Raw genomic sequence first — 24,069 nt, 5'->3', positions numbered from 1 at the left:
GCTCCCCTTCACGAACGTCTCCGAACGAGGAACATGACCACCAGCGCGAACGGACGCCGCAAGCCACCGACCATCCACGACGTGGCCCGGGAGGCGGGTGTTTCGCGAGGCACCGTCTCCCGCTTCCTGAACGGCGGCCACTACGTCTCGCCCGCCGCCCGGCGGTCCGTGGAGGCCGCCATCAAGAAGACCGGGTACGTGGTCAACCGGCACGCGCGCAGCCTGAGCACAGGCCGTTCGGACTCGGTGGCGTTCCTGCTGACCGAGCCGCAGGAGAAGTTCTTCGAGGACCCCAACTTCAACATCCTGCTGCGGGGTTGCACCGAGCGGCTCGCCCAGCACGACATCCCGCTGCTGCTGATGCTGGCCGAGAGCGACGACGACCGGCGCCGGCTGACCCGGTACATCACCTCGGGGCACGTCGACGGGGTGCTGCTGCTCTCCAACCACAGCGGTGACCCGGTCGCGGCCGAACTGCACGACGCGGGCATCCCGTTGGTGGTCTGCGGCAAGCCGATAGGGCGGGGCACCAAGGTGAGTTACGTGGCCGCCGCCGACCGGGAGGGCGCGCAGGACATGGTCCGCCATCTCCTCGACGGCGGCCGCCGTCGCGTCGGCATGGTCACCGGGCCGCTGGACATGCCGGGCGGCCCCGACCGGCTGGCCGGTTACCGGGACATGCTCGCCGAGGCGGGCCTGCCCTACGACCCGGCGCTCGTCGTCGAGGGCGACTTCCGGCGCAGCGGCGGCGAACGGGCGGCCCGCCGTCTGCTGGCCCAGGCCCCGGACATGGACGCGGTGTTCGTCGCCTCGGACCTCATGGCCCTCGGGGTGGTGGGCGTCCTGCAGCAGGCGGGGCGTTCGGTCCCGGACGACATCGCCGTCGGCGGCTTCGACGACTCCCCGGCGGCCACCGCCATCGCACCCGCCCTCACCACCATGCGCCAGCCCTTCGACCGCATCAGCGCCGAGATGGTCCGCATGCTCCTCGCCCAGATCGCGGGCGAGGACACGGCCGGAGTGATCCTCCCGACGGAACTGGTGGTACGGGACTCGGCGTAACGCTCCGCGACCGGGTCACCGCACGCCGGTGCCCGCGATCAGCCCACAGCCGTTCCGCCCGGGACTTGCCGGTACCGGCCGTGTCGGGTTGCTGGCGTGCACCCGGTGGTGCAGTCCTGGGCAGCCGTGTCAGCGGGACGCAGTCGTGCCGGGTTTGCCCGCGCCGGCCGTGTCGGGTTGCCGGCGTGCACCGGGCGGTCCAGCCCCGGGCCGGCGCGCCAACGGGACGTAGTCGCCCCGGACTTGCCTGCACCGGCCGTGCCCGGCCGCACGGCGCACGCCCGATGGTGCAGCCCCGGCCCGCCACGCCAGCGTGACGGAGGCGCCCCGGACTTGCCCGCACCGGCGCGGCCGGGTTGCTGGGCGCACCGGGCGGTGCAGCCCCGGTCGCCGTGTCAGCGGGATGCGGCCCCGCGGGACTGGCCAGCCCCGGCCGTGAGCAGGGCGCACACCCGGTGGTGCAGCCCCGGCCCGCCACGCCAGCGGGACGCGGTCGCCCCGGACTTGCCCGTGCCGGTCGTGCCCGGACTCACGGCGTACACCGGTGCTGCAACCCCGGCCCGCCGTGCCCCGCAACCGGAACTGTCGTCAACGCATGTGAAAGCAGCAGCCGTCCGGTTCGAGTCGAGTCGCAGGGGCGAACCATCCGTATTCTCTGATCATGGCCGCCTCTTCCGCATATTCACTGATCGCCACTGACCTGGACGGAACGCTGCTGCGGGCCGACGACACCCTCTCCGACCGGTCGTTGGCCGCGCTCGCCCTGGTGGCCGCGGGTGGGGCCCGGCATCTCGTCGTGACGGGCCGGCCGGCGCCCAGAGTGCGGCCGCTGCTCGACGACCTCGGCAGTACGGGGCTCGCGGTGTGCGGACAGGGCGCGCAGGTGTACGACGCCGGCGCGGACCGTCTGCTCTGGTCGGTGACCCTGGACCGGGAGCTGGCCGAGACCGCGCTCGGCAAGATCGAGGCCGAGGTCGGGCAGGTGTACGCGGCCGTGGACCAGGACGGTGTCGACGGGCTCACGCTCATCGAGCCCGGCTATCTGATGCCCCACCCGACGCTGCCCGCCGTGCGGGTCGGCCGGCGCGACGACCTGTGGTGCGAGCCGATCAGCAAGGTGCTGCTGCGCCACCCCTACCTGTCAGACGACGAGTTGGCGGTCACGGCGCGCTCGGTGGTGGGCTCGCTGGCCACGGTCACCATGTCGGGACCCGGGACCGTCGAACTCCAGCCATGCGGCATCACCAAGGCGACGGGTCTCGCGCTGGCCGCCGACCACCTGGGACTCGGCCCCGAGGTGACGATCGCCTTCGGGGACATGCCCAACGACATCCCCATGTTCGACTGGGCGGCCCGCGGCGTGGCGATGGCCAACGCCCACCCCGAACTCAAGGCCGTGGCCGACGAGGTGACCCTGTCGAACGAGGACGACGGCATCGCCGTCGTCCTCGAAAGACTCTTCCCGCGGGCGTAGTTCCTAGTACGCGCCGAACACGTTGTCGATGGACCCGTACCGCTGGGCGGCGTAGTTGCAGGCCGCGGTGATGTTGGCCACCGGGTCGTACGGGTCCCACGAGGTGTTGGCCACGTGGTACGCGTTGAAGGTCGGGTCGATCACCTGGAGCAGACCCTTGGAGGGCGTGCCGGCGGCCGCGTTGGAGTCCCAGAGGTTGATGGCGTAGGGGTTGCCGGACGACTCGCGGATGACGTTGCGGTAGATGCCGTCGTAGGAGCCGGGGATGCCGTGCTCCGCCATGACGGCGAGGGAGGCCCGGATCCAGCCGTCGAGGGTGTTGGAGTAGCCGAGCGTGGTCGCGGTCTGCACGGTCGGGGTGGCCGCGGACGCGCTGGTCGCGCCGATGAGCGGCAGCGCGAGGACGGCGACACCGGTGCCGGCGACGGCGAGCTTGCGGGCGAGACGGCTGGTACGGGTACGGCGGTGCTGAGCGGCAGCGGGCATGGCGAAGTTCCTCTCCGTCGCCTGCGAGGTGAGCTGTCGGGTTCGGGCGGGAGCTGCCCGGCCACGCCTGCGAAAGGCATGACTTCACCCCGAGCCGTACCGGTATGTCCGCAGACGACCGTTACGGCGACTTACCTGGTTCCCCCGCTCCTGCCGTGGTTCTAGGTGGGTGTTGTCGGGTGGTGGCAGGATTCGGCGTCCGCCCGACAGGCCGGGAACGTATGCGAGAGCACATGTCCGGAACAAGTGGCGAATTCACATGCGATGCCTATTGACCTTGGTAAGGGGCATTTGAGGCGCTTGATCCTTTGCGTTCGCCAAGCCTCAACTTGGGCACGGGGAAAGGCGGATCGAAGGATTCCGGATGTCGGCCGATCCGTGCGCCCGAGTGGGTCAAGTCACAGTCGAGCGCAAGAGGTGTAAAACGGTCAGAGAGGCCCAACTGTGGTTCAACCGGCCGTCCGTGGGATCCGCTTCTCCCACGTGCGGTGGAAGACCACCTCGCCGCCCGCGGTGCAGACGACCTCGTCCAGGGTGTGGAAGTCCGTCCCGTCGCAGGTGATCTCCGAGCGGGTGCGGACGGTGGTGTCCCAGGCGAGCTCGGGGCGGTGCAGCCGGATCGTCCGGTCCGAGCGGGTGCGGGCGGACAGGGGGTCCCGTTCGTCGATCGTGTACGTCTCCAGCGCGTCCTCGGTGGACTCCAGGCCGTCGGGGTACACGCGCGTGCCGCTGTACCCGGGGTCGACCTCCAGACGCCACTCGCCCTTGGCCACGTCACGGACGACCAGGCGCCCGGGGCGGGGTTCGTCCAGGGTGGCGGGGCTCCATCCGTCCGCGGCTACGCCGTGGGAGACCCCGAGCGGCCCGGACTGCTCCGGCTCCTCGAAGGCGATGGCCGGGTCCACTTCACGCGCGCGGACCGGCAGTTCGAGGAAGCTGCCCGCCGGCTCCAGGGTGAATCCGGCCTGCGAACCGGGCTGCGGCCAGATCCACGGCCAGTACGCGGAGGAGACGGCGAGCCGGATGCGGTGGCCGGGCGGGAAGGCGTGCCCGATGCCGTTCAGCTCGACGGCCACCTCCCGTGTGGCCCCCGGCTCCCAGGGCACCGCCCGGTCCCGTCCGTGACGGGCCGAGAGGTTCAGCACGCCCCGGGTGACGAGCGTCGACGACCCGTCCGGCGCGACATCGCAGAGCCGCGCGACGACCTGCCCGCGCGCGACCTCCGAGGTCACTCTGAGCCGCACCCGCGGCCGCCCCAGGACCCAGGTCTCCTCGCCCACCGCGAACTCGAAACAGGCCGAACGGGCGTCCTCCTCCCGCTGGTCCGGCGGCAGGTCGGCGTCGTTCCCGAGGGGCACGAAGCGGCCGGCGTCCACGCCCGTGTGCTGCGGGGAACGGACCAGCACGGGGGCGCCCTGAAGGCCGTACACCACCGTCGTCACGTGCGGGGAGGGCCAGGCCGGCTCGCCGACCCAGCGGCCGGGCAGGGTGTCGTGGACCGTGGCCGGGGGGTGGGAGTCGCCGATGTAGGCCCTCAGGAGGGGTTCGCGCATGACGCCGGTGTCGACCCCCTTGAGGTGCTGGTCCCACCAGCGCAGGGTCTCCTGCAGAAAGCCGATGGCCGGGCCGGGCGGCAGGCCGCGGTCCGGGTACTGGTGGCACCAGGGGCCGACGATCCCCCGTACCCGGTCGGCCGGCAGGTGCTCGACGAGCCGCAGGACCGTGTCGCGGTACGGGTCGTGCCAGCCGCCGACCGCGAGGACGGCCGCGCCGATCGCTTCGGGGTCCTCGCGGACGCTTCCGTGGCGCCAGTACGCGTCGCGGGTCTGGTGGCCGAGCCAGGTGTGGACGAGCGGTTCGACCGCGTCCAGGCGGGCGAGCCACATCCGCCGCCAGGCGTCGCCGACGTGGCGGGGGTCCGGCGGCCGGGAGACGAAGGCGAGCATCGTCGCCGCCCACGCGTGCATGTCCACCGCGAGGACGGAACCTCCCAGGTAGTGCACGTCGTTGTCGTAGCGGTCGTCGGTGGAGCAGACGGTGACGACCGCCTTGAGCGGCTCGGGCGCCAGGGCCGCGATCCGGAGGGAGTCGAAGCCGCCCCAGGAGATGCCGAACATGCCGACCCGGCCGTCGCACCAGGGCTGCGCGGCCAGCCAGTCGACGACCTCGACCCCGTCGGCGAGCTCGGTCGCCGAGCACGCGTCGCCCGGCAGACCCTCGCTGTTGCCGTGCCCGCGCACGTCGACCCGGACCGAGGCGTAGCCGTGGCCCGCGTACCAGGGGTGGCGCTGCCAGTCGCGGGGCGCGGTCCAGTCGGTGAGGCGGTACGGCAGGTATTCGAGGATCGCGGGTACCGGTTCGTGAGTGAGGGGTCGCCACACGCGTGCGTACAGGAGCGTGCCGTCCGACAGCGGAATGCGGACGTCGTCGTGGGTCGTCTCGTGGGGGAAGGACGTACGGATGCGCATCGGTGGGGTCCCGTCGGTCTCGGTGCACCGGGACAGACCTGCCGGTGGCCGACATGCCCGGGAAGCGCTCCCGGCGCGAGACCGACCGCGGATGCGGACACTGGCGGGTACTTCCCTACAAGTCGATAGATATCCATCCTTTTCAGGTGATCAAAAACATACCGGTCGTGATCCGATACCGCCTGGCATGGACGGGGCGGGCGCTATCGGTGATCCAAAGGTGACCGGATACGCTGACTTGAGTGGTAGCAGCGACCTATCGACATTCCGCGTGACCGCCAGTGGACACCAGCAGACAGGAGACCCCTCGTGACCGTCGTCGGGCCGTTCGGGCTGAGCGTGCGGGACCAGGCTCTGGAAGCCGATGTCCAGGCCGGAATGACGGCCGTCGAGGAGGGACTGCTCGAAGCCACCAAGAGTGAGGTCCCCTTCATCACGGAGGCCGCCCAGCACCTGGTGCGGGCGGGCGGAAAGCGCTTCCGGCCGTTGCTCGTGATGCTCGCCGCCCAGTTCGGCGACCCCTATGCGCCGGGCGTGGTGCCGTCGGCCGTGGTGGTGGAGCTGACCCACCTCGCGACGCTGTACCACGACGACGTCATGGACGAGGCCGAGGTCCGGCGGGGCGTCGACAGCGCCAACACCCGCTGGGGCAATTCGGTGGCCGTGCTGACCGGCGACTTCCTGTTCGCACGGGCCTCGCACATCCTGGCCGACCTCGGGCCCGAGGCCGTCCGGGTGCAGTCCGAGGCGTTCGAGCGCCTGGTCACCGGCCAGATCCTGGAGACGGCCGGCCCGCAGGACGGCCGCGACCCGGTCGAGCACTACCTCGACGTGCTCGGCGGCAAGACGGGCTCGCTGGTCGCCGTCTCGTGCCGCTTCGGGGCGATGATGTCCGGTGCCGACGAGCGGGTCGTGGACGTCCTGACCCAGTACGGCGAGCGCCTCGGCGTCGCCTTCCAGCTCGCCGACGACGTCCTGGACATCGCCTCCGACTCCCACGAGTCCGGCAAGACGCCGGGCACGGACCTGCGCGAGGGCATCCCCACCATGCCGGTCCTGCGGCTGCGGGAGCGCGCCGCCCGGCTCGGCCTGGCCGAGGACATCGCCCTGTGCGAGCTGCTCGACTCCGACCTCACCGACGACGCCCGGCACGCGGAGGCCCTGGCGGCCCTGCGCACGCACCCCGCGCTGGAGCAGGCCCGCCGGGACACCGTGCGCTACGCGGAGGACGCGCGCGCGGCCCTCGCCCCGCTGCGGGAGTGCGACGCGAGGGCGGCCCTGATGGAGCTGTGCGACGCGGTGGTCCACCGGGCGGGTTAGCGAACCGGTCGTCCCTGGCAGTGACGCCCCCTACGGGTCGTAGGGGGCGTCGGCATGTCGTGTCATACCCCAGGTGTACAAGGAGTTGGCCCCGAGGGCTGACGCATGCTCATGGCCGATTTGGTCAGATGGACATCACGGAAAACACCACTCCTCACCGATTCGGGTGAGAATGGCGGCTACAGGTGGACGCACGGGAGTTGACAGCCGCCGCCGACGACGGAGGTAAGGCACACATGGCACCGTACGAATCCGACGACAGCGTGACCGCCGCGGACGCCGAGGAGCTGCGTTCCGCGCGCCGGCGCAAGGCCGCGCGGTACGTCGTGCCGGCCACGGTGGTGGGGATCGCGGCGGCGACCATCGGGCTCGTCCCGGCGCTCGCCGACTCCGGCGACCCCGACCTGCCGAAGATCAGCGCACAGGAACTCATCGAGAAGATCGCCGCCTCGGACGTACAGCAGCTGTCCGGCACCGTGAAGATCACCACGGATCTGGGTCTGCCGGACCTCGGCGGCCTGGAGAACTCGCTCGGCTCCGCCGCCGGGCCCTCCGGATCGGGCGACTCGTCCGCCGACCCGACCACCAAGCTCACCGAACTCGCCTCCGGCACGCACACCCTGCGCGTGGCGGCCGACGGCGAGAACCGCCAGAAGGTCTCGCTGCTGGAGAACGCCGCCGAATACAGCCTCATCCACAACGGCAAGGACGTCTGGGGCTACGACAGCGAGTCCAACTCGGTCTTCCACACCACGGCCTCCGAGAGCGACGGGAAGCAGAAGGAAGAGCTCCCGGCCACGCCCAAGGACCTCGCCGAGGAGGCCCTCAAGGCCGCCGACAAGACCACGTCGGTGACGGTGGAGGGCACCGCGCAGGTCGCGGGCCGGGACGCCTACCGCCTGGTCGTCAAGCCCAAGGACGAGGGCTCCACGGTCGGTCAGATCACCGTGGCCGTGGACGCGAAGACCGGTCTGCCGCTGAAGTTCACGCTGACACCGGCGAGCGGCGGCGCGGCCGTCGTGGACGCGGGCTTCACCCAGGTCAGCTTCGCCAAGCCGGCCGCCTCCACCTTCGACTTCACCCCGCCGAAGGGCGCGAAGGTCGAGGAGGGGGACGCGCCGAAGGCGTCCGGACACTCCGAGGGCTTCGGCAAGGAGCAGCGCAAGGACCTGGACAAGGGTTCCGCCGACCACGGCAAGAACGGCCCCGAGGGGCTGAACGTCATCGGGGACGGCTGGGACTCCATCGCCACCTTCGACACCGGCGGCCAGGGCGTCCCGTCCGGCTCCGAGGCCGGCGGTGACGTCGGCGGCTTCCTGGACTCGCTCGGCGACAAGGTCTCCGGCGACTTCGGCAAGGGCACCGTCTTCAAGACGCGCCTGATCAACGCGCTGATCACCGACGACGGCAAGGTCTACGTCGGCGCGGTCACCCAGGACGCGCTGGTGAAGGCGGCCGACGCGGCGAAGTAGTCCCGAGCGGGCACGACGAATCGAGGGAGCCGATGGACCAGCCGTCCGCCACGGAGCCGGACCCGGAGGGGTCCGACGACGGCGCAGGCGGTGACGCGGGCGGGGACCGGAGCGTCATCCGCACCCGCGGCCTCACCAAGCGCTACCGCGGCGGACAGCTCGCCGTGGACGGTCTCGACCTGACCGTCCCGGCGGGCAGCGTCTTCGGCTTCCTAGGCCCGAACGGCTCCGGCAAGACCACCACCATCCGCATGCTGATGGGCCTCATCGAACCGACCTCCGGCACCGCGCGCGTCCTGGGCCGGCCCATGCCGCGCGCCTCCCGGGACGTCCTCCCGCAGGTCGGCGCGCTCATCGAGGGCCCGGCCCTGTACGGCTTCCTCTCCGGTCGCGACAACCTCGTCCGCTACGACGCCGCGGACCCGACCGCCGACCCGCGCACCCGGACCACGCGCGTGGCGGCCGCTCTGGACCGGGTGGGCCTGGCGGCCGCCGCCGGAAAGAAGGCGAAGGCGTACTCGCTGGGCATGAAACAGCGCCTCGGCCTGGCCGCGGCCCTCCTCCAGCCCCGCAGCCTCCTGGTCCTGGACGAACCGACCAACGGCCTCGACCCGCAGGGCATGCGCGAGATCCGCTCCCTGGTGCGGGAGCTGGCCTCGGACGGCACGACCGTCTTCCTCTCCTCCCACCTCCTCGACGAGATCGAACAGGTCTGCACCCACGCGGGGGTGATGGCCCGGGGCCGCCTGATCACCCAGGGCTCGGTGGCGGACCTGGCGGCGGGGGCGCGGGGGAGGCTGGTGGTGACGACGCCGGACACGGCGGAGACGGCGAGGGTGCTCAAGGAACAGGGCGTCGGTGACGTGGTCATCGCGGAGGACCGGGTCACCTCCGACCCGCCCGACGGTGAACTGTCCGACATCAACGCGGCGTTGGTGACGGCGGGGGTGCGGGTGCGCGGCTTCGCGGTGGAAAGGGCCTCTCTGGAGGACGCCTTCGTGGCGCTGACGGGGGAGGGCTTCGATGTCGCAGGCTGAGGAGATCGCTTTTCAGGGGCGCGAGGAACGGCGCGACCAGCCACGGACGGCCCGCAGCCGCCGTACGACCTTCCGGGCCACCCTCTTCCGCAACGAACTCCACACCACGTTCCGCCGCTGGCGCACCCTGGCCCTGCTCGCCGTACTCGCGGCGGTCCCGATCCTCGTGGGCATCGCGGTCAAGATCGAGACCAGCGACGGCTCCTCGACCGGTGGCGGTGGCGGTGGCGGCGGACCCGCTTTCATCTCCCAGATCACCAACAACGGCCTCTTCCTGGTCTTCACCGCCCTCGCCGCGACCCTCCCGTTCTTCCTCCCGATGTCCATCGGTGTCGTCGCGGGCGACGCGATCGCGGGCGAGGCCAACGCCGGCACGCTGCGCTATCTCCTGGTCGCCCCGGCGGGCCGCACCCGGCTGCTCCTGACCAAGTACGCGACGGTCATGACGTTCTGCCTGGTCGCCACGCTGGTGGTCGCCCTGTCGGCGCTCACGGTGGGGGCCGTCCTCTTCCCGCTCGGCGACCTGACGACGATCTCCGGCACCCAGATCACCTTCACGGAGGGGCTGGGCAGAGCCCTGCTGATCGCCCTGGTGGTGGCCGCGTCACTGACCGGCGTGGCGGCCCTGGGCCTGTTCGTCTCGACGCTCACGAACAGCGGCATCGCGGCGATGGCCACGACGGTCGGCCTGCTCATCACGGTTCAGATCCTCGACCAGATCCCCCAACTGCACGCGCTCCAGCCGTACTTCTTCTCCCACTACTGGCTGTCCTTCGCCGACCTCATGCGCGAGCCGGTCTACTGGGACGACCTCGTGAAGAACCTCGGCCTGCAGGCGCTGTACGCGGCGGTGTTCGGCTCCGCGGCGTGGGCGAGGTTCACCGCGAAGGACATCACGGCGTGACCTGCTCGTAGGGGAACCGCGCGAGCGGGGCCTCCTGGTCGAAGAAGGTCTTCGCCCGGGCCAGGGCGTCGGTGTCCCGCAGGACGTCACCGGGCTTGCTGCCGTTACCCAGGAGCACCCCGCCGAAGCGCATCCCCAGGTACGCGGCCGAGTTGTTCAGGGTGCCGATCAGCGGGGCGGCGACCTCGAACTCCTCGTGCGCCAGCGCGGTGACACCCCACAGCGTGCGCCCCGCCATGGTCGCCTTGAACTCGACGCCCGGCGTGCGCAGCCAGCCCGACCAGTGGTCGAGGTAGCGCTTGACGTGCGCGGAGACCGAGTACCAGTACAGCGGGGAGGCGATCACGATGTCCGTCGCCGCGAGCGTCGCGTCGAAGAGCAGGGCCGTGTGGCCGATCGTCGGACGTACGTGGTCCGTGTCGTGACGGAGGTCCTCGAAGTCGGGCAGCGGATGCTCCGCGAGGTCGATCCACTGCTGCTCGACATCCGGGGGCAGCTGCTCGGCGGCCCGGCGGGCCAGCAGTTCGGTGTTGCCTTCGCTGCGGCTGCTGCCGAGCACGAAGAGGAAACGACGTGACATGGAGAGCTCCCGGCTGATCGGCGTACGGTAGATACTCGCACATGCATTATATGCGTACGCAAGTAAGTGTCCAGGGGACGCCTCAGCCGTACGCCTGTGCCGCTCGCGCGACCTCCAGCAGCAGCGCCTCGCCGCCGTGCCGGGCCACGAGCTGGAGCCCCACCGGGCAGCCGTCGGGGCCAAGGCCCGCCGGGAGGCTGAGCGCCGGGTGTCCGCTGAGGTTGAAGGCCCAGGTGAGAGCGGTGGAGTAGCGCTCACCCGGACCTTCGTGACCATGCGGCGGATACGGGGTCGTAGGCGTCAGCAGCAGGTCGGTGGCGGCGAAGAGCTCGTCGAGGAGACGGTCGTTGGCGGCCCGGATCCGGTCGGCGTCCCGCGGATCGGCCCCCGGCGTGCGCAGGGCGAGCCAGGCGGGGGCCGGGTCGTGCAGACGCGGCGGGTTGTGGGGCCGACCCGGCCGTACGACACCGGCGTCGGCCAGCCGCCCCATTGCCGCGCGGGCGATCCGGACGATCCCGGGGTCGGGGTCGGCGTAGCCGAGATCGGAGGACCAGAGGGCGGGGACGGGGAGGGAGGCGAGGGGGAGACCGGGGGACGGCGCGAGGCCACGGCGTACGTCTCCCTCACCCTCACCGTCACTGCCGCTTCCGCTTCCGCCGACTTCTTCCTCGTCCTCGTCCTCGCCCCCTGCGCCGCAGACCGCCTGCCAGTAGGCGGCCGCGTCGCAGGCGTGACGGACGAGGATGCCGGGAGCGGTCAGGCCCCTGCCGGCAGGGACACGGTCGGCGCCGCTGCCCCCGTGGCCGGAGTTCGTGGTCTTGAGGCCGATCACACCGCACCACGCCGCCGGGATCCGTACCGACCCCGCCCCGTCGCTGCCCGTCGCCATCGGGACGAGCCCCGCGGCCACCGCGGCCGCGGAGCCCGCCGAGGAACCGCCCGGGGTGCGGTCGGCGCGATAGGGGTTGACGGTACGGCCGTGGGCGCCGAGCCCCCAGGTCTGCCAGGGAGTTCCGGGACCGGGCACGGAGGTCGCGCCGACGGGTACGCACCCGGCCGCAAGGAGCGGTGCCGCACCGCGCAGCCCGTGCCGCCCCTTCACCCCGATCGGCACCCCGGCGAGCGGCGGCCGCTCACCCGCCCGGACGCGGAGATCGATCTCGCGTGCCCGGCGCAGCGCCTCCTCCTCCCACACCTCGGCGAAGGCGCACAGCTCGGGATCCAGGCGCCGGATCCGCTCCAGGGCACAGGCGACGGCGTCGACGGCCCGCAGCGAGCGCGAACGCACCGCCGAAGCCAGGTCCACGGCGGAGAGGGAGGCGCTCACCGTCATGGAGCGGAGGCTCTGGTGAGCCGTACGAGTGCCTCGGTTCCGCGAGGCGGGGCCGAGCCCAGGTCGCCCAGCCGCCATGCGGCGACCCAGGGCACCCGGTACACGTCGACCGTGGACTCGATCTCCTTGACCTGCCGGGCGAGCGGGCGCGGGAGCCGGCCGGGGGCGTCCGCGACCAGCACGACGGCGTCCAGGTCGAGCCCCGGCGGGTGCTCCCCGCGCCGGAAGAGCTCCAGGGTGCGCCGGGCGGCGAGCAGTCCGGCGGCGTGCGTACGGGCGACGAGCAGGACGGAGGCGGGGGCGCCGGGTCCGGGCCAGTCGCGTCCGCTGTCGTGACCGCCGTAGACGGCGGCCAGAGTGGAGACGCCGGCGCCGCCGTGCGTGCCGACCCACGCGAACCGCCTCCCGGTCGGGGCCACCGGCCCGCGGATCCAGATCTCCGGCCCCTGCTGCACGCTCTCCGCCTCTCGCCGCACGTCGGTGCGCATGCCCGCGCTCCGACCCTGTCATCCCACCCGTCCTCCGCCTCCTGGAACAGGCCTGTGACATCACGGTGACGTGAGAACCGGGGGCGAGCGGAGAGACTCGACAGTACGTGCACGACCGTGAGGGATGAGATGTCTCGACTCAGCCGCGACAAGAAGCGGGACCAGCAGCGGGGGGCCACCCCGATCGACGTCCGCGTCCCCCTGACGGGTGAGTCCGCGACGGTGGCCGGAACAGCGGTCACCGCGTCACCCGGCGAGGAACTCCAGCAGACCGTGCTGACCCACCTCCACCACCTCGCCCGCGCTGGCGGCCACCCGGTCCACGCCATGATCCACGACGCCCGCATCGGCTATGTGGTCCCCCTGGAAGTCGCGACGGACGGTGCCAGCCGCTTCACCGGAGAGCCGGTACGGATGGCTGCGCAGGAGGGGGCGGACCGGAACCGGGCCGCCGAGCGGGGAGCGTTCGGGGCGACGGCCGCCGAGGAGCGGGACCGGCCGACACCGTCCGGCGCGGGGAAGGAGCCGGCGGAGCAGTCCTGGCCGCCCGCGGCCTCCGCCCCGCACGCACGACCCACGCATCCGCTGCGGCCGCTGGACGAGCCCGCGCGGGACCCGGCCCCCACGTTCCGGCCGAGCGACCTGCCCGAGCCGGAGCCGGCGGACGCCGAACCGTCCCCGACCCAGCTCCTGCGCCGGCTGCCGGACACCCGCTCCACCGGCCCGGCTCCGGCCCAGGCCCCTGGGACGGTCCTGCCCCCGACGGGTGAGTTCGGCCCGCCCCCCGTGATGGACACGAGCCCGTCCACCATCACGCCGCCGCCGTCCCCGACCGACCTCGCGTACACGCCTGGGCCCGTGCCCCTGCCCGCACCGGACCGCACCCCCGTCCCCCCGCAGTGGAGTTCCGCTCAGGGCCCTGTCCCACCGGCGTCCGACGCCGTACCGGCCCCGGGGCCGCCGCCCGGCCGCCAGGCCCCCCGCCCGCCCGCCGACCCCGTTCCCGAGCCCCTGCCCTTGCCGACGGCCGGGTTCGCCGCCGTCGCGCCCCAGCCGCTTCCGTCGGCCTCGCCCGCCCCCAGGGCCGCCGCCCCTCTCATCGATCCGGTCCCCCTCCTGGACGACCCCGGTCCGAAGCCGACGCCCGTGCGGGGCTTCGACGCCGTGGCGGAAGCGGTTCTGGGGGAGGGACTGGTGGTCGACGAGAGCACGGTGCTCGCGGAGCCGGTCGAGCGGATCAGCGAGGCCGTGCGGGAGGGGCGGACAGACGTGGCCGCCGAGTTGGCGGAGCAGGTCGTCGGCGAGGCGTCCGAGACCTTGGGCGCCGAGCATCCCGACGTGCTGCGGGTACGTGAACTCGCCGCCTACATCGCCTACTTGGGGGGCGAGCCGGTCCAGGCCGCGGAGATCTCCCTCGACCTGGCCGGCATTCACCACCGCGCCGGGGACGCCGAGGCGGCCTACGGCAACGTGCAGAGCGCGGCCACCGCGTGGAAGGCCGTACGGGATCCGCTGCGGGGCCTGGCCCTCGGGCGCGATCTGCTCACCCTGTGGACGGACCTGGCCGCCGGGGAGGGCCCGGCGGCCGAGGACCCCGACAAGCTGGAGTCGGCCCGCACCCGGATGCTCCGCCTCGCGGAACGCGCCCGGAACGCCGACCGGTGACCGGGAAGGCCCGCTACTGCGACAGCTCCCACACCGCGTACGCCACCGCGTCGCTGTTGCGGTCCAGGGCCGTGTCGTTGATGTTGGCCGTGGTGTCGCACGACGCGTGGTAGCAGCGGTCGAAGGCGAGCCCCGAGGTGCCGCCCCACTTGGCCGCCTGCGCCGCCGTCTTGACGTAGTCGGCGCCGCTGAACAGCCCGCCCACCGGGATGCCCGCGTTCTTGAACGGCGCGTGGTCGGAGCGGCCGTCGCCCTCGGTCTCGATCTCGGTCGGGACGCCGAGGCCGGTGTAGTAGGTCTTGAAGGTCTTCTCGATGGCCGGGTCGTCGTCGTAGACGAAGTAACCGGGGTTCGGCGAGCCGATCATGTCGAAGTTGAGATAACCGCTGATCCGTGAACGGTCCGCGGTGGCAAGCCGGTTGACGTAGTAGCGGGAGCCGACCATGCCCAGCTCCTCCGCGCCCCACCAGGCGAATCTCAGGTGCTTGGTGGGGTGGTAGCCGGCCCGGGACACCGCGAGCGCGGTCTCCAGGACGGCGGCGGAACCGGAGCCGTTGTCGTTGATGCCCGGGCCCGCGGTCACGCTGTCGAGGTGCGAGCCGGACATGACCACCTGGTTGGTGTCACCGCCCGGCCAGTCGGCGATCAGGTTGTAGCCGGTGCGGCTGGAGGACGTGAACTGCTGGACCGTCGTGGTGAATCCGGCGGCGTCCAGCTTGGCCTTCACATAGTCGAGGGAGGCCTTGTAGCCGGCGCGGCCGTGCGCGCGGTTGCCGCCGTTGGCGGTGGCGATGGACTGGAGCTGGGTCAGATGCGCCTTCACGTTGGCCACCGGGATGTCCGGGGCCGCGGCCACCGCGGGCTGTCCCGCGGGGGCCGCGCCGGCTATGGATCCGCCGGCCAGGAGGGAGACGGTGGCGACGACGGCGGTGGCCGTGACGCGTCCGGGAACCGAGAGCTTCATGTGGGGGGCTCCGAATTCCGTGGGAACCCCTGCGGTCACAGGGATTCCACAGCGAATGGGTGCCTGGATGGTGAAGCTGAGGTTGACTCTCCGTCAAGGGCGCAATCCGGTCACGCCCGTTCGCATAACGGACTCGGCGGGCCCTGTCCGCTGACTCGTCGTCTCACTGCACGCAGAACTCGTTTCCCTCCGGGTCGGCCATCACCACCCACTCGCCCCCCGGCTCCTTGACCTCCCGCAGCACGCTCGCCCCGAGCGCCGTCAGCCGCTCGACCTCGGCCGCCCGCCGCCCGTCACCCGCGTGCACATCCAGATGGAGCCGGTTCTTGACGGTCTTCGCCTCCGGCACCCGCTGGAACAGCAGCCGCCGGCCCAGCCCCGTGCCGCTGTCCTTGTCGTAGGGGTCGTCGGGATGCCGTACGGCGATCAGGTCCCGGAAGGCGAGACGCGCGTGGTACTCGACGGTGGCCTCGCGCGGCAGCGCGCCGAGCTCCAGCAGCCGCTGGACGAGCGCGTCGTTGTCCTCGGCCAGGTAGTGCAGAGCGGCGGCCCAGAAGTCGGCCTGGGCGTGCGGGTCGGCGGCGTCGACGACCAGTTTCCAGTGCAGGGGAGCGGGGGTTGTCTGCGTCATGGAGCCACTTATAGCGGCGAACCAGGTCGCGGGCTGTCCTAAACGGCTCCCGCCTCGCGGGCACTGCGGTTCGTCGGGGTCGGCCCTGTCCGGTGATGTTCCCGAAGCTGATCATCGCGGGCACGGCGTTCGTGCCGGGGGCGGGCCGCCGCACACGGCGACAGCGGTTTTCTATGGCCTGACGGCGGTTTTCTACGGCCTGGCAGCGGTCTTCTACGGCCTGGCGGCGGGCGAGTCCAGCGGCTCCGGCCCCGAGGCCAGGCTCTCCGCCTCCCGCACGGCGCTGAGCGTGTCCGCCGGCATGGTGATGGTCGGCCTGCCGATCTCCTTCTCCCTCCTGAGCGTCCGCGCGGTGCGCAGGGCGTCCCAGGTGAGCAGCGTGAGCGCCAGCCAGACCAGCGCGAACCCGGCCCAGCGCTCGGGCGGCATGGCCTCGCCGAAGTAGAAGATGCCGAGCAGGAACTGGAAGACCGGCGCCAGGTACTGCAGCAGCCCCAGCGTGGACAGCGGCACGCGGATCGCCGCCGCGCCGAAGCAGACCAGGGGGAGCGCGGTGACGATGCCGGTCGAGGCGAGCAGCGCCGCGTGCCCCGGGCCCTCGGAGGCGAAGCTGAGGTCGCCGTTGCTGCCCAGCCACAGCAGATATCCGAGCGCGGGCAGGAACTGGATCGCGGTCTCGGCGGCCAGCGACTCGACCCCGCCCAGGTTCACCTTCTTCTTGACCAGGCCGTACGTGGCGAAGGAGAAGGCGAGGGTGAGGGAGATCCACGGTGGCTGCCCGTACCCGACGGTGAGCACGAGCACCGCGGCGGCGCCGATCCCGACCGCCGCCCACTGCACGGGCCGCAGCCGCTCCTTGAGCAGCAGCACCCCCATCGCGATGGTGACCAGGGGGTTGATGAAGTACCCGAGGGAGGCCTCGACGACATGGCCGGCGTTCACGGCCCAGATGTAGACGCCCCAGTTCACGGTGATGACCGCGGCGGCCACGGTGATCAGGGCCAGTCTGCGCGGCTGCCGCAGCAGCTCACCGGCCCAGGCCCAGCGCCGTACGAAGACCAGTGCGACGGCGACGAAGACGAGCGACCACACCATCCGGTGGGCGAGGATCTCGGCGGCTCCGGCGGGCTTGAGCAGCGGCCAGAACAGCGGGACGAGTCCCCACATCCCATAGGCCGCGAAACCGTTCAGCAGACCTATGTGCCGCTCGCCCCTCGACTTCACGGACTCTCCTCCTCGCACGGTGCTCGCACTGTCCTCGCCTGCGAAGAGGCTAAGGCCGAGTACCCCCGCCTGTCATGCCCGTATCGGCATACGGTCATGACAGGCGGGGGTGGAGGTCCCGAGGGTGCCGGGGGACTGTCAGCCCTTGAGCGCGACCGCGATCGACTCGGCGATCGGGGTGGCCGGACGGCCGGTCAGACGGGCCAGGTCGCCGGAGGTGACGAGCAGCTCGCCCTTCTCGATGGAGGCGTCGACACCGGCGAGGATCGCGGCGAGCGGGGCCGGCAGGCCGACGCCCGTCAGGATCCCGGTGAGGGCCTCGACGGAGACGGCGTTGTAGGCGATCTCCTTGCCGGTCTGCCTGCTCAGCTCGGCCGCGTACTCGGCGAAGCCCCAGGGCTCGTCGCCGCCCAGCTCGTACGTCGTGTTCTCGTGCCCCTCGCCGGTCAGCACGGCAACCGCGGCGGCCGCGTAGTCGGCGCGCGAGGCGGTGGAGAGGCGGCCGTCGCCGGCGGCCTGGACGACGGCGCCGTGCTCCAGGGCGGGGGCGAGGTTCTCGGTGTAGTTCTCGTTGTACCAGCCGTTGCGCAGCAGCGAGTAGGGCAGGCCGGAGGCGAGCAGCGCCTTCTCGGTGCTCCGGTGGTCGTCGGCGAGCGCGGCGGTCAGGGTGCCGGGGGCGCTGGTGTACGCGAGGAGCGCCACGCCCGCGGCCTTGGCGGCGTCGATGACGACCTGGTGCTGGGCCGGGCGGCCCTTGTCGAACTCGTTGCCGGAGATCAGCAGCACCTTGTCGCCGGCCGCGAGGACGTTGTCGAAGGTCTCGGGGCTGTTGTAGTCGGCGACGGCTATCTTCACGCCCTTGGCGGCGAAGTCGGCGGCCTTCTCCGGGGTGCGGACGACGGCGGTGACCTGCTCGGCGGGAACCGTCTCGAGCAGCTGCTCGATGACGTGACGGCCGAGGTGTCCGGTGGCTCCGGTGACGACGATGCTCATGATGTGCGATCTCCTTGTGGGGTGCGGTGGCACTAACCATAGGAGAAGCGCTAACTCATGGAAAGTACCCACTTTGAAGTAAGGTACTGGCATGGCAGTAAGTGCAGTGGTGCCCTCGGCCTCGCCCGGTGAGGCGATGTGCCCCCACCGCCTCGTCCTGGAGCACGTGACGAGCCGCTGGGGCGTCCTGGTCCTGATCCAGCTCCTCGACGGCCCCCACCGCTTCAGCGAACTCCGCCGGGCGATCGGCCGGGTGAGCGAGAAGATGCTGACCCAGACCCTCCAGACCCTGGAACGCGACGGCCTGGTCCACCGCGACGCCAAGCCGGTGATCCCACCCCGTGTCGACTACTCCCTGACCGACCTGGGCCGCGAGGCGGCGGAACAGGTACAGGCGCTGGCGGAGTGGACCGCGCGGCGGATGGGGGCGGTGCAGGAGGCGCGGGAGGGGTACGACGCGCGGAAGAGGGGCTCTGAGCAGGACTGATGCGTCTCGATGGGTTCGCGTGAAGGCATGTACACGGCGCCAGGGGGCACACATGTGTCAGGGCGTTGGTCGACATGCGAGACGCGTCCACCCATGCGCCCCCTCTCCGCCTCCCGCGCCGACTTGAGCCGACGGGCACGCTGGATGCGGAGTGCCACGCCCACCGTGTACCGCCCCGCCACGCCACTTCGCGGCGCACGGTCACCGGATCCAGGGGGATGCCTTGACATGGCCACACAGACTCCGGCCGTCCGCCGCAGCAGGATCGGCTCTGCGATGACGGCGGGCCGCGACCTGATGCGAGCATTCTTCACGCGGGGCCCCCGACGTCGGCGCCAGGAGGGCATTCTGCTGGAACTCCTCGAACAGTTGACGCTCATGACGGAGGAGATCCATCGGGCGAATCTCATTCATCAATACCGGGTCATGCTTGACCAGATGGACCGGGCAATCGACGACCCGGGCCTGGCGGACGCGGGGAGCACGCTGACCGGCCTGTCAGAGGCCAAGCGTCGGCAGATGATCTTCGCGAATCGTGAGTACGGAAATCTGCTGATGTCCCACCGAGTGGGTGTGTACACCTGGGACGAACTCGTGGGGCACCTTCGCATTCTGTGTCGCAACAAGCTTTTCGCCGAGTACTGGGATCGCACGGTCGAGCACCGCAGGTCCTTGCCCGCAGACTCGGCCGAGGCGCGAGTCGGGGCGGTCGTCGACGGGATGATCGAGGAGTTGGCGGAGGAGCCCGATGAGTGGTGGGTCGTGGGGCAGGAGTCACCAGATACCGGGTCCTGAACCCTGCACTGTCGATCTGCCGACATGGTCACGTGGATTGACATGCCGACATAGTCACCGTCAGTTACGTAATTAGCAGCGCTTTATGGCAGGGTGTAAGGGTCGACCGAGTAGGGTGTGGCGTCACTGCGACGTGAAAAGCTCGCCCGTGTGCGCCGACAATTCGTCAGATTCAGTGGCCCTTCTCCACTGCGTGCCGATCCTGCTTTGTCGCCCAGTGGACAAGCGTGTGCCGCTGCGTCGACACGTCCTGGGCGGCCCGGGGGTGAGAAGGGGGTGACAGAGGGAGCCCGCGTGTCGTTGAACATCGCCCGCCGTCTCGGAGATCCGCCCAAGCTGCGGGGGAGCGGGTCCTACGAAACCTGCCCGGACATCTTCGAGTTGAGTGATGGACGCTTTGCTGTGATCGGCACGGAGGCCACGGTAGATCTTGATCCGTTGCTCCCTGCGGACGCGGCGCGCGCTGATTACGAGCGGATCGTGGTCATCGACCGCCAGACACTCGTGCGTGCCAAGCGCGACATCCCCGACGCCTGACACTGATTCTGCCGAGGCGACCGCGGAAACGAGGGGCGGACTTTAGTCCGCCCTGTCCATCCATGCGCCCCCTTTCCGCCTCCTCCGGTGACCTAAACGGTCGGACATTCTGGAGAACGGTCGGTCGAAAAGGGGGCTTCGGATGGGCGTACCAAACCAGGAGGACCAGGTGCCGGACCTTGTCCGGGCCCTCGGCCTCGTCGCGGACGGCGTGGCCGCCCTGGAACGGGAGCTGCGCCGGGCGAACAAGATCCAGATCCGCAGCCTTTTCGTTGCGCAGTTGGACCGGGCGATCGACGATCCCTCGCTCGCACAGGCGTTGAGCACCCTTGAAGGTCTGTCGGAAGGCAAGCGCCGTCAGATGATCTTCGCCAACAAGCAGTACAGCCTGCTGCTGCTCGCCTACGAAACCGGAGGGCTCGACCGCGCTGACCTTCTCGGAGCCCTCAAGGTGCTGAGTAAGAACCCCGTCTTCGCCGAATACTGGACTCGCACCTCTGAGCAGCGTGGAAAACTGCCCCCGGATTCGTTCGAAGCCCGGACCGGCCGGGCCGTCGACGTCATCATGGACGAGCGGCTGGACGACCTGGAGGAATGGTGGGTCGTCGGGCCCGAAGCGGGGGCTACGTCCTAGCCGGCGTCTTCGGCGCCGCGGAGTTCCTGGGAGGTCGTATGCCTGTTCAGATAATCCGTCGCGTCGGAGACCCGCCTTGCATCCGGGGGAGCGTAACCGGCGAGACCTGTCCCGACCTCTTCGAGTTGAGCGACGGAAGCTTCGCCGTAATTGGTACCGATGCCACTGAGGCGCGCGACCAGCTCTTGCCTCCCGGCGCGGTCTGTGCCGAATCCGAGCGCATAGTCGTCGTCACCCGCGAGACTCTCATTCGCGCCAAGAAGGACATCCCCGACGTGTGAATGGCGAAGGGGCCCGGATGCTTTGCCGCATCCGGGCCCTCGGTGTCTCCGGCCGTGTCAGCCGACGACCGTCCAGGTGTCGCCCCCCGCCAGCAGCGCTCCCAGATCCCCCTTGCCGTTCTGTTCGATGGCTGCGTCCAGTTGGTCCGCCATCTGTGTGTCGTAGACCGGCCGGTCCACCGAGCGGAACACGCCGATCGGTGTGTGGTGGAGTGTGTCCGGGTCGGCGAGGCGGGACAGGGCGAAGGCGGTCGTCGGGGAGGCGGAGTGTGCGTCGTGGACGACGATCTGTGACTCGTTCGACGGGGTCACCGGTACCACCTTCAGGTCGCCGGTCGCCGGGTCCCGGACCACGCCTTTGGACAGGTCGGTGCCGAAGCGGATCGGCTGTCCGTGTTCCAGGCGGATCACCGCTTCCTGCGCCTGCTGCCGGTCCTTGAGGACGTCGAAGGCGCCGTCGTTGAAGATGTTGCAGTTCTGGTAGATCTCGACCAGCGCGGTGCCCGGGTGGGCGGCGGCCTCCCGCAGTACCGAGGTGAGGTGCTTGCGGTCGGAGTCCACTGTGCGGGCCACGAAGGACGCCTCGGCGCCGATCGCCAGGGACACCGGGTTGAAGGGGGCGTCCAGCGACCCCATCGGCGTCGACTTCGTGATTTTGCCGACCTCGGAGGTCGGGGAGTACTGCCCCTTGGTGAGGCCGTAGATCCGGTTGTTGAAGAGCAGGATCTTCAGGTTGACGTTGCGGCGCAGGGCGTGGATCAGGTGGTTGCCGCCGATGGAGAGGGCATCTCCGTCACCGGTGACCACCCACACCGACAGGTCCCGTCGCGAGGCCGCGAGCCCTGTTGCGATCGCCGGCGCCCGCCCGTGGATGGAGTGCATGCCGTACGTGTTCATGTAGTAGGGGAACCGCGACGAGCAGCCGATGCCCGAGACGAAGACGATGTTCTCCTTGGCCAGCCCCAGTTCCGGCATGAAGCCCTGGACCGCGGCGAGGATCGCGTAGTCACCGCAGCCGGGGCACCAGCGGACTTCCTGGTCGCTCTTGAAGTCCTTCATGCTCTGGCGGCCCTCGGCCTTGGGGACGAGCTGGAGTGCTTCGATCGTGCCCGTGCCTTCCGTGGACGTCTCAGCCATCGATGGCCTCCTTGAGAGCCGTGGCGAGTTGTTCGGCCTTGAACGGCATGCCGTTGACCTGGTTGTAGCTGTGTGCGTCGACCAGGTACTTCGCCCGCACCAGCGTGGCGAGCTGTCCGAGGTTCATCTCCGGGATGACGACCTTGTCGTAGGCCTTCAGCACCGTGCCGAGGTTGCGCGGGAAGGGGTTGAGGTGGCGCAGATGCGCCTGCGCGATGGACTCGCCGGCCGTGCGCAGCCGGCGGACGGCCGCGGTGATGGGCCCGTACGTCGATCCCCAGCCCAGTACCAGGGTGCGCGCCTCGTGCGGGTCGTCGACCTCCACGTCCGGTACGTCGATGCCGTCGATCTTGGCCTGGCGGGTACGGACCATGAAGTCGTGGTTGGCCGGGGCGTAGGAGATGTTCCCGGTGCCGTCCTCCTTCTCGATGCCGCCGATGCGGTGTTCGAGGCCGGGGGTGCCGGGCACGGCCCAGGGGCGGGCCAGGGTCTGCGGGTCGCGCTTGTAGGGCCAGAAGACCTCGGTGCCGTCGTCCAGGGTGTGGTTGGGTCCCTGCGTGAACTGCACGGTCAGGTCCGGGAGCTCGTCCAGCTCCGGGATCCGCCACGGCTCGGAGCCGTTGGCCAGGTAGCCGTCCGAGAGCAGCATCACCGGCGTGCGGTACGTCAGCGCGATCCGGGCCGCCTCCAGCGCCGCGTCGAAGCAGTCGGCCGGGGTGCGGGGGGCGACGATGGGCACCGGCGCCTCGCCGTTGCGCCCGAACATGGCCTGGAGGAGATCGGCCTGCTCGGTCTTGGTCGGCAGACCGGTGGACGGCCCGCCTCGCTGGATGTCGATCACCAGCAGGGGCAGCTCCAGGGAGACCGCGAGCCCGATGGTCTCCGACTTCAGGGCCACGCCCGGACCGGAGGTCGTCGTCACCGCGAGCGAGCCGCCGAAGGCCGCGCCCAGCGCCGCGCCGATGCCCGCGATCTCGTCCTCGGCCTGGAAGGTCCGTACGCCGAAGTTCTTGTGCCTGCTCAGCTCGTGCAGGATGTCCGAGGCCGGGGTGATCGGGTACGAGCCCAGGAACAACGGCAGGTCCGCCTGGCGGGACGCGGTGACCAGTCCGTAGGACAGCGCGAGGTTCCCGGAGATGTTGCGGTAGGTGCCGACCGGGAAGGCCTTGGTCGCCGGGGCGATCTCGTAGGAGACGGCGAAGTCCTCGGTCGTCTCGCCGAAGTTCCAGCCGGCCCGGTACGCCGCCAGGTTGGCCTCGGCGATCTGCGGCTTCTTCGCGAACTTCGTCCGCAGGAACTTCTCCGTGCCCTCGGTTGGCCGGTGGTACATCCACGACAAGAGGCCGAGCGCGAACATGTTCTTGCTGCGCTCGGCCTCCTTGCGGCTGAGGTCGAAATCCTTGAGTGCCTCGACGGTCAGCGTGGTCAGGGGGACCGGATGAAGGCTGTACCCGTCGAGCGAGCCGTCCTCCAGCGGCGAGGCCGCGTACCCCACCTTCTGCATCGCCCGTTTGGTGAACTCGTCCGTGTTGACGATGATCTCCGCCCCGCGCGGCAGATCGGCGATGTTGGCCGCCAGGGCGGCCGGGTTCATGGCCACGAGCACATTGGGCGCATCACCCGGTGTGAGGATGTCGTGGTCGGCGAAGTGGAGCTGGAAGGAGGAGACCCCCGGCAGGGTGCCGGCAGGGGCCCGGATCTCGGCGGGGAAGTTGGGAAGGGTGGACAGGTCGTTGCCGAAGGACGCCGTCTCCGAGGTGAAACGGTCACCGGTGAGCTGCATCCCGTCACCGGAGTCGCCCGCGAAACGAATGATCACCCGGTCGAGGCGGCGGACGTCCTTCGCACCGGCCTCTTTGCGCTGCTCTCCCACGACGGCTTCGTCGGCCTGCTCCGCTGGGCTGCTGACCTGACTGGTCACTGAACTGGACCTCCCTCGAGGCGGCTGTTCGGGAGCGGCCTTCCCGCGGGCCTTCCCAGGATCAACCCTACGACCGCAGGGTTCGCCTTCCCTCGGCCATTCGCATGATGGACGTGGATTTGAGACGTTTCAAAGCCATGACTTGTCACCATTTGCTCGCCCCCCGGCGCTTTCCT

General features: G+C 70.7%; 23 protein-coding genes and 1 riboswitch. Of the genes, 12 read left to right on the top strand and 11 right to left on the bottom strand.

The features are described from left to right. Positions 1 to 33 precede the first annotated feature (33 nt). A complete protein-coding gene (locus AQI94_RS11455) occupies positions 34 to 1,062 on the top strand; it encodes a LacI family DNA-binding transcriptional regulator (protein ID WP_031056897.1) in 1,029 nt (342 codons plus the stop codon). A 661-nt stretch (positions 1,063 to 1,723) separates the two neighbouring features. Then, positions 1,724 to 2,536, top strand: coding sequence for an HAD family hydrolase (locus AQI94_RS11450; RefSeq protein WP_031056901.1), 813 nt, complete (start codon positions 1,724 to 1,726; stop codon positions 2,534 to 2,536). Between the two features lie 3 nt (positions 2,537 to 2,539). Here the strand turns inward: AQI94_RS11450 and AQI94_RS11445 are convergent, their stop codons facing one another. Together AQI94_RS11445 and AQI94_RS11440 are read right to left on the bottom strand one after the other, a co-directional pair. After that, positions 2,540 to 3,022 (bottom strand): transglycosylase SLT domain-containing protein, encoded by a 483-nt coding sequence (locus AQI94_RS11445; RefSeq protein WP_031056904.1) that lies wholly within the window; start codon positions 3,020 to 3,022, stop codon positions 2,540 to 2,542. Positions 3,023 to 3,025: 3 nt separating this feature from the next. Continuing rightward, a riboswitch (cyclic di-AMP (ydaO/yuaA leader) is annotated at positions 3,026 to 3,200 on the bottom strand. 271 nt (positions 3,201 to 3,471) lie between these two features. Then, on the bottom strand, positions 3,472 to 5,490 hold the full coding sequence (locus AQI94_RS11440) for a CocE/NonD family hydrolase (protein ID WP_031056908.1): 2,019 nt from the start codon (positions 5,488 to 5,490) through the stop codon (positions 3,472 to 3,474). Positions 5,491 to 5,799: 309 nt separating this feature from the next. Between AQI94_RS11440 and AQI94_RS11435 the strand changes: the two genes are divergently transcribed. The 4 genes from AQI94_RS11435 (at position 5,800) to AQI94_RS11420 (ending at position 10,223) form a co-directional block, all read left to right on the top strand. Next, positions 5,800 to 6,810, top strand: a complete 1,011-nt coding sequence (locus AQI94_RS11435; RefSeq protein WP_031056910.1) for a polyprenyl synthetase family protein — start codon at positions 5,800 to 5,802, stop codon at positions 6,808 to 6,810. 236 nt (positions 6,811 to 7,046) lie between these two features. Beyond that, entirely contained in the window at positions 7,047 to 8,282 is a 1,236-nt protein-coding gene (locus AQI94_RS11430; RefSeq protein WP_031056913.1) for a LolA family protein, read from the top strand. Between the two features lie 32 nt (positions 8,283 to 8,314). Beyond that, on the top strand, positions 8,315 to 9,319 hold the full coding sequence (locus AQI94_RS11425) for an ABC transporter ATP-binding protein (protein WP_031056915.1): 1,005 nt from the start codon (positions 8,315 to 8,317) through the stop codon (positions 9,317 to 9,319). Further along, a complete protein-coding gene (locus AQI94_RS11420) occupies positions 9,306 to 10,223 on the top strand; it encodes an ABC transporter permease (RefSeq protein WP_031056917.1) in 918 nt (305 codons plus the stop codon). Before AQI94_RS11425 ends, AQI94_RS11420 begins: the two co-directional genes overlap by 14 nt. On the opposite strand, the gene AQI94_RS11415 is transcribed toward AQI94_RS11420, so the two are convergent. The 3 genes from AQI94_RS11415 to AQI94_RS11405 form a co-directional block, all read right to left on the bottom strand. Beyond that, on the bottom strand, positions 10,213 to 10,803 hold the full coding sequence (locus AQI94_RS11415) for a flavodoxin family protein (RefSeq protein WP_031056918.1): 591 nt from the start codon (positions 10,801 to 10,803) through the stop codon (positions 10,213 to 10,215). The two genes, AQI94_RS11420 and AQI94_RS11415, sit on opposite strands and share 11 nt — an antisense overlap. An 82-nt stretch (positions 10,804 to 10,885) precedes the next feature. After that, on the bottom strand, positions 10,886 to 12,136 hold the full coding sequence (locus AQI94_RS11410; protein WP_062229709.1) for an amidase: 1,251 nt from the start codon (positions 12,134 to 12,136) through the stop codon (positions 10,886 to 10,888). Continuing rightward, on the bottom strand, positions 12,133 to 12,624 hold the full coding sequence (locus AQI94_RS11405) for a DUF6668 family protein (RefSeq protein WP_031053879.1): 492 nt from the start codon (positions 12,622 to 12,624) through the stop codon (positions 12,133 to 12,135). Before AQI94_RS11405 ends, AQI94_RS11410 begins: the two co-directional genes overlap by 4 nt. A 129-nt stretch (positions 12,625 to 12,753) precedes the next feature. Here AQI94_RS11405 and AQI94_RS11400 point away from each other — a divergent pair, with 129 nt between their 5' ends. Beyond that, positions 12,754 to 14,289 carry a hypothetical protein gene (locus AQI94_RS11400; protein WP_062229708.1) on the top strand — a complete coding sequence of 512 codons (1,536 nt, stop codon included), beginning with the start codon at positions 12,754 to 12,756 and terminating at the stop codon, positions 14,287 to 14,289. A gap of 13 nt (positions 14,290 to 14,302) precedes the next feature. Here AQI94_RS11400 and AQI94_RS11395 read toward each other — a convergent pair whose 3' ends face one another. From AQI94_RS11395 to AQI94_RS11380, 4 genes are all read right to left on the bottom strand, one after another. Continuing rightward, positions 14,303 to 15,253 carry a M28 family metallopeptidase gene (locus tag AQI94_RS11395; protein ID WP_031046694.1) on the bottom strand — a complete coding sequence of 317 codons (951 nt, stop codon included), beginning with the start codon at positions 15,251 to 15,253 and terminating at the stop codon, positions 14,303 to 14,305. Positions 15,254 to 15,416: 163 nt separating this feature from the next. Next, positions 15,417 to 15,884 (bottom strand): VOC family protein, encoded by a 468-nt coding sequence (locus tag AQI94_RS11390; protein ID WP_031046707.1) that lies wholly within the window; start codon positions 15,882 to 15,884, stop codon positions 15,417 to 15,419. Positions 15,885 to 16,097: 213 nt separating this feature from the next. Further along, complete coding sequence (rarD, locus tag AQI94_RS11385) at positions 16,098 to 17,108, bottom strand: EamA family transporter RarD (RefSeq protein WP_031046710.1); 1,011 nt, start codon at positions 17,106 to 17,108, stop codon at positions 16,098 to 16,100. A 138-nt stretch (positions 17,109 to 17,246) separates the two neighbouring features. Continuing rightward, on the bottom strand, positions 17,247 to 18,101 hold the full coding sequence (locus AQI94_RS11380; RefSeq protein ID WP_031046714.1) for an SDR family oxidoreductase: 855 nt from the start codon (positions 18,099 to 18,101) through the stop codon (positions 17,247 to 17,249). Positions 18,102 to 18,192: 91 nt separating this feature from the next. On the opposite strand from AQI94_RS11380, the gene AQI94_RS11375 reads away from it, so the two are divergent. The 5 genes from AQI94_RS11375 to AQI94_RS11355 all read left to right on the top strand — a co-directional run bounded on the left by AQI94_RS11375 (position 18,193) and on the right by AQI94_RS11355 (position 20,835). Next, entirely contained in the window at positions 18,193 to 18,588 is a 396-nt protein-coding gene (locus AQI94_RS11375; RefSeq protein ID WP_031046715.1) for a winged helix-turn-helix transcriptional regulator, read from the top strand. 228 nt (positions 18,589 to 18,816) lie between these two features. Continuing rightward, a complete protein-coding gene (locus tag AQI94_RS11370; RefSeq protein WP_031046717.1) occupies positions 18,817 to 19,383 on the top strand; it encodes a DUF6082 family protein in 567 nt (188 codons plus the stop codon). Positions 19,384 to 19,683: 300 nt separating this feature from the next. Next, positions 19,684 to 19,920 carry a hypothetical protein gene (locus tag AQI94_RS11365; RefSeq protein ID WP_031046719.1) on the top strand — a complete coding sequence of 79 codons (237 nt, stop codon included), beginning with the start codon at positions 19,684 to 19,686 and terminating at the stop codon, positions 19,918 to 19,920. Between the two features lie 169 nt (positions 19,921 to 20,089). Then, positions 20,090 to 20,554 (top strand): DUF6082 family protein, encoded by a 465-nt coding sequence (locus AQI94_RS11360; RefSeq protein WP_158806265.1) that lies wholly within the window; start codon positions 20,090 to 20,092, stop codon positions 20,552 to 20,554. Between the two features lie 38 nt (positions 20,555 to 20,592). Then, positions 20,593 to 20,835, top strand: a complete 243-nt coding sequence (locus AQI94_RS11355; RefSeq protein ID WP_031046728.1) for a hypothetical protein — start codon at positions 20,593 to 20,595, stop codon at positions 20,833 to 20,835. Positions 20,836 to 20,892: 57 nt separating this feature from the next. Here the strand turns inward: AQI94_RS11355 and AQI94_RS11350 are convergent, their stop codons facing one another. Together AQI94_RS11350 and AQI94_RS11345 are read right to left on the bottom strand one after the other, a co-directional pair. Further along, the gene (locus tag AQI94_RS11350) at positions 20,893 to 21,972 is read right to left on the bottom strand and encodes a 2-oxoacid:ferredoxin oxidoreductase subunit beta (protein ID WP_031046731.1); all 1,080 of its coding nucleotides are present in this window, start codon (positions 21,970 to 21,972) and stop codon (positions 20,893 to 20,895) included. Further along, on the bottom strand, positions 21,965 to 23,893 hold the full coding sequence (locus AQI94_RS11345; protein ID WP_031046734.1) for a 2-oxoacid:acceptor oxidoreductase subunit alpha: 1,929 nt from the start codon (positions 23,891 to 23,893) through the stop codon (positions 21,965 to 21,967). The genes AQI94_RS11350 and AQI94_RS11345 overlap by 8 nt, the downstream gene beginning before the upstream one ends. Positions 23,894 to 24,069 lie beyond the last annotated feature (176 nt).

It is taken from the genome of Streptomyces pseudovenezuelae, assembly GCF_001513955.1.
Lineage (GTDB): Bacteria > Actinomycetota > Actinomycetes > Streptomycetales > Streptomycetaceae > Streptomyces > Streptomyces pseudovenezuelae.
This window is presented reverse-complemented; position numbering and strand designations above follow the sequence as displayed.